This window comes from Streptomyces cellostaticus (assembly GCF_023630175.1).
In the GTDB taxonomy this organism is placed as follows: Bacteria; Actinomycetota; Actinomycetes; order Streptomycetales; family Streptomycetaceae; genus Streptomyces; species Streptomyces cellostaticus_A.
The window spans coordinates 1-13,322 of sequence record NZ_JALLIN010000081.1 but is presented as its reverse complement, the minus strand read 5'-3'; the positions used below and the strand labels follow the sequence as shown (position 1 = coordinate 13,322).

At 72.0% G+C, this 13,322-nt stretch carries 11 protein-coding genes, 1 tRNA gene and 1 pseudogene; 5 read left to right on the top strand and 8 right to left on the bottom strand.

The annotated features are described in order from the left end of the window. Window positions 1-203 precede the first annotated feature (203 nt). Window positions 204-1,109, bottom strand: coding sequence for a LysR family transcriptional regulator (locus MXD57_RS30545; RefSeq protein WP_250405433.1), 906 nt, complete (start codon window positions 1,107-1,109; stop codon window positions 204-206). A 137-nt stretch (window positions 1,110-1,246) separates the two neighbouring features. On the opposite strand from MXD57_RS30545, the gene MXD57_RS30540 reads away from it, so the two are divergent. Both MXD57_RS30540 and MXD57_RS30535 read left to right on the top strand, forming a co-directional pair. Then, the gene (locus MXD57_RS30540; RefSeq protein ID WP_250405431.1) at window positions 1,247-2,065 is read left to right on the top strand and encodes an inositol monophosphatase family protein; all 819 of its coding nucleotides are present in this window, start codon (window positions 1,247-1,249) and stop codon (window positions 2,063-2,065) included. 41 nt (window positions 2,066-2,106) lie between these two features. Further along, the gene (locus MXD57_RS30535; protein WP_250405429.1) at window positions 2,107-2,703 is read left to right on the top strand and encodes an NADPH-dependent F420 reductase; all 597 of its coding nucleotides are present in this window, start codon (window positions 2,107-2,109) and stop codon (window positions 2,701-2,703) included. Window positions 2,704-2,799: 96 nt separating this feature from the next. On the opposite strand, the gene MXD57_RS30530 is transcribed toward MXD57_RS30535, so the two are convergent. After that, on the bottom strand, window positions 2,800-3,528 hold the full coding sequence (locus MXD57_RS30530; RefSeq protein WP_250405427.1) for an alpha/beta hydrolase: 729 nt from the start codon (window positions 3,526-3,528) through the stop codon (window positions 2,800-2,802). A gap of 283 nt (window positions 3,529-3,811) precedes the next feature. On the opposite strand from MXD57_RS30530, the pseudogene MXD57_RS30525 reads away from it, so the two are divergent. After that, a pseudogene (locus tag MXD57_RS30525) lies at window positions 3,812-4,241 on the top strand (GntR family transcriptional regulator); the annotation flags it as partial. Between the two features lie 946 nt (window positions 4,242-5,187). Beyond that, window positions 5,188-5,601 (top strand): Imm10 family immunity protein, encoded by a 414-nt coding sequence (locus MXD57_RS30520; RefSeq protein ID WP_250405425.1) that lies wholly within the window; start codon window positions 5,188-5,190, stop codon window positions 5,599-5,601. 166 nt (window positions 5,602-5,767) lie between these two features. Here the strand turns inward: MXD57_RS30520 and MXD57_RS30515 are convergent. Then, a tRNA-OTHER gene (locus tag MXD57_RS30515) sits at window positions 5,768-5,848 on the bottom strand. Between the two features lie 285 nt (window positions 5,849-6,133). Between MXD57_RS30515 and MXD57_RS30510 the strand changes: the two genes are divergently transcribed. Then, entirely contained in the window at window positions 6,134-6,523 is a 390-nt protein-coding gene (locus MXD57_RS30510) for a hypothetical protein (protein ID WP_250405423.1), read from the top strand. Window positions 6,524-6,874: 351 nt separating this feature from the next. Here the strand turns inward: MXD57_RS30510 and moeZ are convergent, their stop codons facing one another. The 5 genes from moeZ to MXD57_RS30485 form a co-directional block, all read right to left on the bottom strand. Then, entirely contained in the window at window positions 6,875-8,053 is a 1,179-nt protein-coding gene (gene moeZ / locus MXD57_RS30505) for an adenylyltransferase/sulfurtransferase MoeZ (protein WP_250405421.1), read from the bottom strand. Window positions 8,054-8,116: 63 nt separating this feature from the next. After that, a complete protein-coding gene (locus MXD57_RS30500; RefSeq protein WP_250405419.1) occupies window positions 8,117-8,866 on the bottom strand; it encodes a spherulation-specific family 4 protein in 750 nt (249 codons plus the stop codon). Further along, the gene (locus tag MXD57_RS30495) at window positions 8,854-9,813 is read right to left on the bottom strand and encodes an NAD-dependent epimerase/dehydratase family protein (RefSeq protein WP_250405417.1); all 960 of its coding nucleotides are present in this window, start codon (window positions 9,811-9,813) and stop codon (window positions 8,854-8,856) included. The genes MXD57_RS30500 and MXD57_RS30495 overlap by 13 nt, the downstream gene beginning before the upstream one ends. Window positions 9,814-10,023: 210 nt before the next feature. After that, on the bottom strand, window positions 10,024-11,322 hold the full coding sequence (locus tag MXD57_RS30490; RefSeq protein ID WP_250405435.1) for a hypothetical protein: 1,299 nt from the start codon (window positions 11,320-11,322) through the stop codon (window positions 10,024-10,026). A gap of 194 nt (window positions 11,323-11,516) precedes the next feature. Next, window positions 11,517-13,232 (bottom strand): DUF3492 domain-containing protein, encoded by a 1,716-nt coding sequence (locus MXD57_RS30485; protein WP_250405415.1) that lies wholly within the window; start codon window positions 13,230-13,232, stop codon window positions 11,517-11,519. Window positions 13,233-13,322: the final 90 nt, after the last annotated feature.

The window sequence follows — 13,322 nt, the reverse complement described above, 5'->3', positions numbered from 1 at the left end:
CCCCCCCCCCCCCCCACCGCACAGTCCGAAATCCCCCGAAGCCCACGGTTCCGAGCTGGTCGGAGCCGTGGGCTTCGGTGTGCCCGCCGATCGGCGGCGGGGGCACCGCTCAGTACGCCGTCCCGCCGGCAGCCCGTACCGCCCGCCGTGCGGCATCACTACGGTCCCGTGGGTGCGCGGGTGCGGGGGCCGGACGGCGCCGGCTACGACGCCCCGCCCATGGCCAGCGCGGTTCGTGCCAGCCCGCGCAGCCACGCGTGGGCGTGGTCGGTGTCGTAGCGCTGATGCCACGACAGGTACATCGGTGCCGACGGCAGTTCGAGCGGGAGAGGGAGCACGACCAGGCCGAGGTCGGCGACCGCCGGCCTCGTGGTGGCTTCGGGGACGCTGATCAGGAGATCGGAGCCGCGCGCGAACTCCAGCGCGGCCGCCTCCGTGGGCGCGGTCGCCACCACACGGCGGGTGAGGCCGAGCCGTGCGAGGGCGTCGTCCAGGGCATTGCCGAGGTTGCCGCGCCGCGATACGGCGACGTGCTCGGCTGCGGCGTACCGCTCGGCGGTGACGGTCCTGACGCGGGTGAGGGGGTGCCCCCGCCGCACGACGATGACGAGGGGGGTCTCGCCCACGTTCTCGGAACGGATGTCCGGTGCGCCCGGGCGGTTGGCGTTCGCCTCCAGGTCGACCTCGCCGCGCCGCAACTCGGGAGTGTCGACGCTCGATTCCGCCACGAAGCGCAGTCGCACGCCCGGCGCCTGTCCGCGCACCGCCGCGAGCAGCGCGGGACCGCTCAGGGCGACCAGGGAATCGTGCCAGCGGAGTGTGAAAGTGCGCTCCAGCGTCGCCAGATCGAGTTCACGGCTCGGCGCCAGCACCCCCTGGACCTGGTGCAGCAGTTCGTGCACCTGCTCCCGGACGGCGATCGCATACGGCGTCGGGGTCATCGTGCGGCCGGTGCGCACCAGGATCTGATCCCCGGTCGTGCGCCGGATCCGGCCCAGACTCCGGCTCATCGCGGGGGCGGTGACGTGCAGGCGCGCGGCCGCCCCGGCCACACTCCCCTCCTCCAGCAGCGCGTCGAGCGCGGCGAGCAGGTTCAAATCCAATTGCATGTGAGTAAACCTAGCCGTGCTTTACGTGCATTTGAAGTTAATCAAGGGGCTGTCTACCTTCGAGACGGGAGCGCAAGACGGAACCCACGGCTTGGCCCGACCCGCCCCATCACCCCTCCTCACACGGGAGTACCACCATGTCCGAAACGCTTCAGGCCACTGACGTCGCCGTCTCCGACGCCGACCTGCTCCACGAAACCGCCGTCGCCGTGCGCGCGGCCGGTGCGGCGCTGCGCGAGCGCTTCGGCGAGGTGGTCCGCTACGAGACCCGCGAGGAGCTGATGCGGGCGCTCGCCGCCAACGACGACACGGCGCTGGACATCCTGCGCCCCCGCCTCACGCGCCTGCGCCCGGACGCCGGCTGGGTGGAGGACGAACTGGACGGCGGGGCACTGCCGCCCGGCGAATGGTGGGTCGTGGATCCGGCCGAAGGCAACGTCAACCACCTGCACGCCCTGCCGGAGTGGGCGGTGACCGCCACCCTCGTGCGTGAGAACCAGCCGGTGCTCACCGCGGTCCACCTGCCGTTGACCGGCGAGACCTACACCGCGCTCACCGGCGCGGGCGCCCGCCTCGACGGCCGGCCGCTGCACGTCTCCCGGACCGCGGACCTCGGCCTCGGCATCGTGGCCACCAGCCAGGCCCGGCCGGACGAGGACGAGGAGGTCGTGCGGCGCGTCGGCTCCTCGATCACCGCGATGCTCTTCGACGCGCTCGTCGTCCGCACCGCCGTGCCCGCGACCCTGCACCTGCTGAACGTGGCCGCCGGCCGGGTCGACGCCTTCTGGCAGTTCGCCGGCGCCCGCGCGGACCTGCTGCCCGGGGCGCTGCTCGTCACCGAGGCCGGCGGACGGATCTCCGACGCCGAGGGCCGCCCCTGGACCCCGCGGAGCGAGAGCTTCCTGGCCGCCGCGCCCGGCGTCCACGCCGAGGCCGTCGCCACGCTCTCCCGCTGACCGCACACCACAACCCGCACGAACGGAAGGACCGGATCACCATGACCACGATCGCAGTTCTCGGAAACGGCCGCGTCGGCGGCAACCTGACCGCGGCCCTCACCCGGGCAGGGCACGACGTGACCGTGGCGGACCGCACTCCGGGCGCAGCCGCCGACGCCGCCCGGACAGCCCGGATCGTCATCAACGCCACCCCCGGTGCCGGCTCGCTGGACCGGCTCGCCGCCCTGCGCGAGGAACTGCGCGACAAGATCCTCGTCGACGTCTCCAACGCCACCGTCGACGGACCGGACGGCCTGCCGGGCGACCTGATCCATCCCGGCTCGAGCCTCGCCGAGCAACTCCAGGAAGCGCTCCCCGAAACGCGTGTCGTCAAGACGCTCAACACCATGCTCTTCCCGGTGATGACCGCGCCGGCCTCGCTCACCGAGGCGCCCGACGCCTTCCTCTCCGGCGACGACCCACAGGCCAAGCAGACCGTCCGTGACCTGCTCGTCGACCTCGGCTGGCGCAAGGAGTGGATCACTGATCTCGGCGGGATCCGGACCGCCCGCGCCACGGAGGCGGCGATCCTGTTCGTGCCGCACGTGATCCGGGCCGGCGGATTCGCGCCCTTCGCGATCTCGATCGCCCGCTGATCCGCACCCGACGCACCGCCCCCGCCGCGTCCGCAACGGATGCGACGCCGCGGCGCGGTGCCGGGCCGGACGCCGCGAGCCGGTGAACGCCCCCGGTCACAGCGCCAGGGGCTGTCCCGCGATCGACTCCAGCAGCGCCGCGGTCCCCTCGGGGTCGGCCAGTATGGCGTCATGTCCGCAGGCGATCTCCCGGATGTCCCAACCCGCCCGCACCGCACGGACGTAGGACCGGTCGAGACTCTCCAGCGGTGGCCGGGTGTGCCGGATGTAGGTGGCGGGAAGGGCCGCGAGCGGGGCGGGGTCGTAGTGCGCGGCATCGGTCTGGCACCGCAGCGGAAAGGCCGTCAGCCGCTCGCCCACGGGGGAACGCAGGTCGTCCGGGATGCCCCACTGTTCCAGGAACGCCGGTGCCGGTGGCAGGAACCACCCCTCGCCCTGCTCCCGGGCGGTCCGCCGGTAGCGGTCGGCGACCTCGGGCGGCTCCACGTCCAGCAGGCACTCCCCCGGCTCCACGAGGAAGGCCGCGAGGAACGTCAGCGAGGCCAGCCGGTCACCGACGGCTTCGGCGAGCGGCCCCGCGAGCACACCGGCGTAGCTGTGCAGCACCAGATGCACATCGGTGAGGTCCTCGAACCACAACAGTTCGGTGAGGTCACGTACATGGGTCGACAGACCGATCCCAGGAGTGAGCGCGTCCCGCCGTTCGCCCTGTCCGGTCAGGCTGGGTGCGAACACCTCGTGCCCGGCCGCGGCGAGTCTCCGGCGTACCGGGGACCAGCACCAGCCACCGTGCATCGCCCCGTGCACCAGCACGAATGTCGCCACCGCCCGCACCGCCCGCCCGTCCGTCCCGTGCCACCGCGGGTCAGCATACGAACGCCCGGCCCCGAGTACGCCGCGCCACCACCGCCCGGGCCCCGAGCGTGCCCCGAACGCACCCGTGCCACCCCGCCCGGGGGCCGGGCGGGTGCCGCCTGCCATGCGCCCTCCCCCGAGTCCGGGCAGCCACACGCGCCGGCTGCCGACCCGTGGAGCCTGACTACCGGGAGTTGACAGTGGGCGTGGTGGGAGGGGATGCGGGGGACGTCCGGCCTGCCGACGCCGACCGGCGACGACCGGGGACCGCACGCTTGTGGTGGATCAAGTGACGGTGTCGGGTGTCGGAGGAGGCCGCACCGGAGCGGATCGGACAGGTGTTGGACCTGGTGGATGAGGACACCGTTTGCGTGCGACGCCGTCGATTCGTCTTGGACGGGAAGCCTGTTCTCTTCGCGACGAGCTATCTACCCACGTCCGTGGTCGCAGGGTCAGCGATCACGCAGGAGGACACGCGCCCCGGCGGGACGTACGCCCGTCTCGCCGAACTCGGATACAAGCCGGTGCACTTCCGCGAAGAGCTCCGCAGCCGCATGCCCACCAAGGAAGAGGCAGAGCAGTTGAGGATGTCCGCCGGTACTCCGGTCATCCTTGTCCGCCGAACCGCATTCGCGGACGAAGGTCGCCCCGTAGAGGTCAACGAGATGACGATGCCTCCGGCGGGGGATCGGCCGGCACCGGGATGGAGGGGCGCCGTTCGCGACTACGGGTCCGAAGTGGCGTGCGCGGGGTGCTCCCATCCCGTCCACCGTCGACCCAGGCGAAGCCGAGCAGACGCGGCCCATGGGAGCTGGGGTAGTGATGGGTTGGGGCTGTTGGAGACGCTGCCACACAAGCAGTTGGTCAAACGGAGCATCACGGCCCGTGAGTTAAAGGCAAAGAATGCGCCCTGCGATCGAGTTTTTCAGGTGAGGATTTGCACTGATCATAGCCGCTTGGTCACGGTAGGGGCGGCACGCGAAACAGGTGATCCATCCAATCGTCCTGGCTATAAGTGAAATTGGGCCTCTCATTTGTCAGTGTCGTGTCGCATCATGGGCTTGGCCCGACAACGGTAGGGGCGCACTCAAACACTTTGGCGAGAGCGAGTGCGCCCCCGGAGAGAACCAGGGAGAAACCACGTTGTCCTACCCGATCCTCGGCGCCCGCCTTTCAATGGGCAGTTGTGGCGCTACTGACACTGTGCCACGAACCACCGACAACGCCCCATGGCTGGCAATCACGTCTGTCCTCGGCTGCGTGATCGGCATCGAACCCGTTACGGCAGCTCTCGACTCAGCGACCCGGTTGGTCACTGTGATCATCGTGCTGAATCTTGTTCGGCGAACCTTCGCGTTACCGCGTATCGCGTAGTGGTCAAGGGATCAATTGATGTCTGACACCGAGAGGATCACACAGGGGCGGTCGGTGCCGAACGTCAGCGGGCGGTCAACCAGCCTGTGAAGTGCGGTGACCGGCGTCACCGGCACCTCAGGATCGACCTGATAAGGATGAGGCCGCGGATCCATGCACGGGAGCGGCACACCCAGCAAAGGGTGTGCCGCTCCTGTCGTTCGCGATCTTCCGATGTGATCAAGACCGTCAGCCCTGAGTGCTAGAAACACCGGCATGACGTATAGATTCACGGCGCAGCTTGCTTCTGGGTTGGATGATCCCGATCAGGACGACTGCGTGATGGCAGGTGTGGCCGAGTCGGACGACGAGGAGGGGTTCTCCCTCTTGTTCATGTGCGACTTCGAGGAGCCCGACGCTCAGGAAGTGTCCTTGGGGATGGACACACACTGCCTTGTCACACCGGACCAGGGCACCGCCTACGGCTGCGTACGCACGGTGGAACTGGACGGTGATGTGCTTCGGGTGACATTGGATCCGTCGTCGTTGGCCGCACTCGGCTTGGCCGATCCCGTCGTCGAGGCCCTGCTGCGGGCGCCGGCGGCGGAGATGGCACGCATGCTAGAGGTGCTGCCGCGGATCTTGACGTACGGACGTCCCAATGCCCGCCCGAGACTTATCAACCTGTAGCGAGTGCAGCAGCGGAGTACATGAACCGCACTCGCCCTGCCCGTGCCCAGCCGTGCCCGATCGAGCGGGAAACCACGGGGAACATCGGGCACCCACAGCAACCGGGCACGAGAACGGCCCCCGACCGAACACACAGGTCAGGGGCCGCTTCTCACAGCTCAGCAAGCGGAGGCGGTGGGATTTGAACCCACGGTGACATCGCTGCCACGACGGTTTTCAAGACCGATCAGCACGCAGCCGCCACTCCTGGCCCGATACGGCCCTCAGGAGGGGCCCGAAGACTCCACCCGGCGGTGCAATCACCCGCCCGCGCTGACTGCTCCGAACTGCTGAGCAGAGCCGTGCCAGGAACGGTCCTCGGTTCACACCGGGACTCCCACCGGCCCAGCGGTGCCGGGCACCAGCTTGATCACGTAAGAGTGAAACGCCGAAACGAACGTACGCAAATCGAACCTGCTGCGGAATCTGTGAAGCGAGTCCCGGCGAGTACAGGGGCTCCCCCTCGACGAAGATTAAGGAGACCTCAGTGGTCATGCGCGCGATCAAGTACGGTCTCGTGGCTGCAGCGACTGCCACGATGCTCGTCGGCTCGGCCGGCTTTGCGACAGCTGACAGCTCGAAAACGATGAACATCGTCTACGGCCAGATCGTCACGCTTCCCGCGTCGCCCGGCAATGGCTACGCCGGTGATGCGGCAGCCTCCGCCAAGTGTCCGGCCGGGCAGGTCCTCACGGGCGGCGGAGCCGAGGTGAAGGCCGGGAATTCGTACGTCCAGCGCTACAACCTCGCGGCAAGCAGGCCGATCGGCTCGGAGACGTGGTGGGCCTACGCCACGAACAGTGACCCCAACAACCCGGGCACGCTCCAGGCCTTCGCGATCTGCGCGAAGGTGACCAACCTGGATGTGGTCCACACTCCCTGACGTGGCCGACGCACGGCGAAAGACACACTGTTCGCTGAGCTGATACGGACGCCGGGGTGCGTGCCCAACTGGGTGACAACGCCGACGAACAGCAGCGGACGAGTGCGGGCGCCTGCGGACCATCAGCGCAGGTGAAAAGCACACTGGCCCAGAGGAGAGCGCCCGCCCGAACTGCTGCGGGACGAAGGGGCCGCGCCCCAAAGGCCCGGCGAAGTCCGAGGACGGAGCCCGGGCCGTCGCTGGGCCGTCCAAGGTCAGCCGACGCCGACCGACAACGACCGAAGCCCACGGCATCTGAGCTGGTCAGAGCCGTGGGGCTTCGTCTGTCCCGCTGGCCAGCGAGAGTGCTGATCAGTACACCGGCTTGTCCGGTTCGATCTGGTTGACCCAGCCGATCACACCGCCGCCGACGTGCACGGCGTCGGAGAAGCCCGCGGACTTCAGGACCGCGAGGACTTCCGCACTGCGGACACCCGTCTTGCAATGCAGGACGATCTTCCTGTCCTGCGGCAGGCTCTCCAGGGCGGTGCCCATGAGGAACTCGTTCTTCGGGATCAGACGGGCGCCCGGGATGGAGACGATCTCGTACTCGTTCGGCTCGCGGACGTCGATGATCTCGATGCTCTCGCCGTCGTCGATCCACTCCTTGAGCTGCTTGGGAGTGATCGTGGAGTCGGCGGCCGCGGCCTGGGCCTCCTCGGACACGACGCCGCAGAACGCCTCGTAGTCGATGAGCTCGGTGACGGTCGGGTTCTCGCCGCAGACCGCGCAGTCCGGGTCCTTGCGGACCTTGACCTGGCGGTACTGCATCTCCAGGGCGTCGTAGATCATCAGGCGGCCGACCAGCGGCTCGCCGATTCCGGCGAGGAGCTTGATGGCCTCGTTGACCTGGATGGAGCCGATGGACGCGCACAGCACGCCGAGCACGCCGCCCTCGGCGCAGGAGGGGACCATGCCGGGCGGCGGGGGCTCCGGGTAGAGGCAGCGGTAGCAGGGGCCGTGCTCGGACCAGAAGACGGAGGCCTGGCCGTCGAAGCGGTAGATCGAACCCCACACGTACGGCTTGTTCAGCAGCACGCACGCGTCGTTGACCAGGTAGCGGGTCGCGAAGTTGTCCGTGCCGTCGACGATCAGGTCGTACTGGCTGAAGATGTCCATCACGTTGTCGGCCTCGAGCCGTTCCTCGTGAAGGATCACGTTCACGTACGGGTTGATGCCCTTGACGCTGTCGCGCGCGGACTCGGCCTTGGAGCGGCCGATGTCGGACTGGCTGTGGATGATCTGGCGCTGCAGGTTCGACTCGTCGACCTCGTCGAACTCCACGATGCCGAGCGTGCCGACGCCCGCGGCGGCCAGGTACATCAGTGCCGGCGAGCCCAGGCCGCCGGCACCCACACAGAGCACCTTGGCGTTCTTCAGCCGCTTCTGCCCGTCCATCCCCACGTCGGGGATGATCAGGTGGCGGGAGTACCGGCGGACCTCGTCTACGGTGAGCTCAGGGGCTGGCTCGACCAGGGGTGGCAGCGACACGGGGACTCCGTTGGTCGGTCGATCACTACGGTTGTTCTCCCCGTAACACTGCCACGGCCTTCTTCATTCCGAGACACCTGTTCCGATCCGCGAGACGATTTCGTCCCAGTAGCCGGGCATCGTCTCCCACGGGTCGGCCCGGCCGCCGCGGTCGGTGCGATCCGTGAGGTAGATCGTGCCCGCGCCCTGCCAGCGGGCGACGCGCAGCGCCTCCTCCAGATGACCGCGTGGCACGCCGTGCACGAAGTGGCAGAAGCGGTCGGGCGGATAGTCGGCGGTCCACTCGGGCGCCTGCGAGAAGCGGTAGCGGGACCAGGGGCCCGAGAACGTCACCAGTTGGTCGGCGTTCTCCGCGTACGCCGGGTGCGGGTGGCTGCCGTGGCCCAGGACGATGTGAGCGGCGTCACCGATCGCCCGCAGGGCGGTGACCGCCCGCCGAACCTCGGGGAGATGGCCGCGCCCGGTGGGGCACCGGTCGAGCAGGAAGCCCTCGACGCGGTACCACTCCAGGTGGCGGTGCGCGTCGGCGAGCAGGTCGCCGAGAGGGCGGATGCCCTGGGCCAGGTTCAGGTGTCCGAGGACCCGCACACCCCCGTTGCGCAGCCGGCCCACGGCTTCCAGGCAGTGCGGGTCGGGACGGCTGCCCGGTCCGGCGGCCACGTCGATCACCACCCAGTCGAGCGGTGTGCCGGGGCGGGCGAGTTCGGCCCACTGGGCCGGGGCCAGCAGCGGGTGGGCGTAACCGGGGATGCCCAGGCCGGTGCGGACGCCGGTGCCCGTGGTGCCCGCAGTGCCGCTGGTCAGATGCGGCATGCCGCCTCCATCCAGATGTCGGCGAGGGATTCCTCCAGATTGATCCGGGGACGCCAGCCGAGCCGGTCGCGGGCGGTGCGCACGTCGGCCTGCTGCCAGCCACCGCAGCCGTCCGGGTACGGGTAGGCGACCGGGGCCGCGTGCTCGGAGTCGGCGCGGGGGTGGCCGATGGCGCCGCGCAGCGGCCCGGGGGGCGCGTCGAGTTCGTGCAGGGCGCCTCCGTATCCGGCGACCCGGGCCAGGACGGCGGCGGCGTCGCGGAGGCGGACGGCGCGGCCGGAGCCGATGTTGATGACGCCCTGGGCCGCGGAGAGCGAGGCGGCGTGCACGGCGCGTGCGACGTCGCGGACGTCGATGAAGTCTCGCTGGACGCCGAGTCCGCCGAGCTTGAGTTCGCCGTCACCGGACTGCATGGCCCGGCGCATGGCCTCGGCGAGCCTGCCGAGCGGCGAGCCGGCCGGGGTACCGGGTCCGGCGGGCGAGAACACCCGCAGGACGACGGCGTCGAGGCCGGAGCCGAGGACCAGTTCGGTCGCGGCGAGTTTGCTGACGCCGTAGGGACCGCCGGGGCGGGGCACGGCGTCCTCGGCCGTGGAGGAGCCGGGCTGGCTGGGGCCGTACTCGGAACCGCAGCCGACCTGCACCAGCCGGGCGCCGCAGCCGCTGCGGCGCAGCGCCTCGCAGACGGTGGCGACGGCGACGGTGTTGTGCCGGACGAGGTCGCGGGCGCCGCCCCGGATGGCGCCCGCGCAGTTGACGACCACGCCGGGGTGCACCGCGTCCAGGAAGCGGGTGAGCGCTCCCGGACTGCCCGAGGCGAGGTCGAAGCGGACGTCGGCGTCGTCGCCGCGGCCGAGGGCGGTGAGCTGGACGGCCGGGTCGGCGAGCAGGCGGTCGGCGACGAAGCGGCCGATGTATCCGTTGGCTCCGATCAGCAGGACCCTCATCGGGCGGCTCCCGGAGTGTGCGCTCCGGCGGCTCCCAAGGCTCCGGACGCTCCGGGCGCTCCGTGTCGGGAGGTGGTCATCTGGTCTTCTCCTTCGAAGGGGTGATGCGGTGGCCTGCGGTGGGGGGCCGGACGCCGTGGCCGTGGCCGGGTGCCGCCGCGCGCTCGGGGTGAGTGGCGGCGGAGACGGTCGGGGCCGGTGGCGGAAGGTTCACTCAGGTGCTCCCGCCGGGGCGTGGGCCGAGGCCCGGGTGAGGGTGCGCAGCGCGTGGACCAGCAGGGCGAGCGCGGCGGCGCCGCAGGCCAGCGTCGGCACGGCGGCCGGGCCCCAGGCGCCCACCAGGGTGTCGACGGGCGCGGCGAGGGGGGCGCAGCCGGGCAGCCGGGCGGCCAGCAGCAGGGCGGGCGCCGCCGCCTCGGTGGCCGCGGCGGCGCCCAGGGCGAGCACCGGGCCGTGCCACCGGCGGTGCGCCACGAGGAGGCGGGCGAGCAGCAGGAGCGCGCCCAGGGCGAGGCCCCTCGGGTAGGCCGCGCTCTCGTGCAGAACCGTGCCGCACAGGGCGAGCAGGCCGGTGAGGGCGGCCAGGAACAGGAGGAGGACACCGGCCAGCAGCGGCCGGGCGGCGCTGGTGAAGTCCTCGAGTCCCCGGCTGCCGGCGAGCCTGCGGCGGGCCCCGGAGGCGAGGAGGTGGGCGCACCAGGCGGCCGGGGCGCAGGCCAGGGCGAGCGCGAGGACGGGTGCGGCGGTCATCGGCCAGGGCCCGTCGGGGGCGCCGGTGGGCAGGGCGTCGGGCCCGCCCGCGGCGATGGTCTCCAGGAGGCCGTCGCCGAACAGCGCGTAGCCGAGCAGCCAGAGGGTCCACGCGCGGACGCCGGCCGCCGTGCGCCAGGAGACCGGGCCGCGCACCGCGGCGAGGGGACCGCGGCGCAGGGCGGCGCGCGTCGCGGCGGCCAGGGCGAGGACACCGGCGGCGGCCACCAGCGGGCGGATCCGGCCGTGCGTGAGCCGCAGTCCGGTCAGGGCGGTCGCCGCGAGGGCTCCGGGCAGGAGGGTGAGCAGCACCCAGCCGGCCCGGACCCGTGGTGCCCGTCCGGGTTCGGGACGGGGAGGCGGTGCGCCGTCGCGGGGCACGCGCGCGTACAGCTCCTCGGCGAGCGAGAAGACGTCGCGGTGGCGGAACCTGGCGGCGGTCCGGTCGCTGACGCCGTGCGCCTCCAGTCCGGCGGCGATCTCCAGCGGGTCCACGGCCCGCTCGCACAGCTCGCGGTGACGGTGCAGCAGGGTCTTGACGGGGTCGGCGGTGCCGCGCCGGAAGGGGGTGGTGCGGGTCCCTCCGGGAGCGGCGCCCGCACTGCTCCGGGCCGGGGCCGGGGCCGGGGAAGCTGCGCCCGGGTCCGTGCGGTCCTCGGCGGCCGTCGCGGCGCCGGTGAGCCATCGCCGCGACGGCTCGTCCCAGGCCGTGCCGCCGGTGGGCGTCCCGGGGCGGTCGAGCCCGCTCGACCGGTCCATGGCGTTCGCTGCGTCCGCGCCGCCCGGCGCGCCGGCGCCGCTCCGGCCGTGCGTTCCGCTCGTTCCGGCCGTACCGCTCGGCGCGTCCGTGTCGTGCGGCGCGTCCGTGTCGTGCGGCCGGTGCATGACGTCCCTGTCGCCGCCGGTGTCCGGCGCCCAGCCGGGTCTCCTCGGGGCACCGCCCTCCGTGCCGCTCACCGTGCCCCCTCCGACGCCGCTCCCGAGATCATGTGGAGCGGGGCGACCGGTGCCCGGCCGGACGCTTCCCGGATGCGTTCCCGGGCCGTGGGGCCGGTCCAGCGGACGGGGACATGGGTCTCGGCCGGGGCGGCGAACGGCAACGGGTCACCGGCCGCGCCGAGGACGACCCGGCGCACCGGGCAGCGCGAGACGATCTCCAGGTAGATGGAGTCGAACGCCGTGATGTTCTGCGCGACGGTGAACAGTTCGAGCGCCCGGGCGCGCGCGGCGGCACCGAGGCGCTCACGACGCTCGGGGTCGCGCAGCAGCGCCACGCACGCCTCGGCGAGCGCCCGTGGGTTGCGCGGCGGTACGACGAGGCCGGTGCCGCCGATCACCTCCACCACCGCGCCGACGTCGGTGGACACCGTGGCGCGGCCGCTGAACATGGCCTCCACCAGGGTGTTCGGGAAGCCTTCCACGACGCTGGAGAGGACGACGACGACGGCGCCCGCGTACGCGTCGGGCAGGCTGGGCACCTCGGGGCCGCCGATCTCCTCGAAGGAGACCGGATTGTCGCCGACCGCGTGCGCGCCCTCCGCCTCGTCGGGGAAGAGCTGCGCGGCGAGCGCCCGGCAGTGGCCGAGGTAGGCCTCGCCCTCGGCACCCGTGGGCGTGCCGACGATCCGCAGCCGTGCCGCTGGTTCCGCCCTGCGGACCTCGGCGAAGGCGTGCAGCAGGGACACGAGGTCCTTGGCGGGCTCGACGCCTCCCACCCAGCCGAGCGTGTACGGATCGGCCCGGTCCGGGGACTCGCCGGCCTCGGTGAAACGGCCGGCGTCGATGCCGGGGTGCACGGTGCGGATCCGGTCGCGGTCGGCACCGCACCGTTCCTGCCAGCGGCGGGTGTGCGCGTTGCCGGGGGTGAGCAGGGTGGCACGCCGGTAGACCTCGCCGGCCAGCAGGCCGTGGAAGGCGGCGAGCAGGGCGCGTACGGCGGGGGCGGCGGCGTCGGGGCCGAGGGCCAGGTAGTGGGAGCGGAGCTGTACGCCGTACTCGGTGACCAGCAGGGGCACTTCGCACAGATGCCGGGCGAGCAGTCCGGGCAGGGCGGCCGTGCCGCCGGCGGTGGCGTGGCAGAGGTCGGCGGCGCCGAGGCCGTCGTCGCCGTACCAGTCCAGGGAGAGGGGGCGCAGGGCGCGGTCGAGGTGGGCGGCGACCGTGAGCAGGTCCGCGACGCGGGCCTCACGCGCCGTGCGCGGCGCGCGAGGCCCGCGACAGGCGCGCTCCAGGGTGCGCAGGGCCGCGTCGGAGCGGAGGGCGACGCTCAGTCCGCCCTCGTCCCGGGCGAGTCCGGCGAGGCCGTACAGCGCGTTGCCGAAACGGTCCGCCTGGTGGGCGGACCCGGTGCCGGCGGCCGGGTCCGAGGCGGCGCCGGGTCCGCCGCCGAGGGCCTCGACCAGTTCGCCGTAGCACTCGGCGAAGCGCCGGCGCGCGCGCCGGCCGGGAGTGACCCCGCCGCCCTCGGCCGTCCACGGCGGAGCGGTGCGCACCTGGCGTACCTGCGGCGGAAGCGGGATCCGGTCCGCGTCCCGCCGCTGCCGGCCGTGGCTGAGCGCGTAGACGTCGAACTCGTGCCGGGCGAGCCCGCGCACGAGCCGGTCGCACCAGAGCCCGGCGTCACCACCCACATACGGATAGCCACTCTCCGTAAGCAGTCCGATACGCACGTGTTCACCCCCGATCTCCGAGTGGGAAGCCGCCTTCGACCCGGCGGCTCACAGCGGGACGAACGTATGCGGACGGAGTGGTGGGGGGGG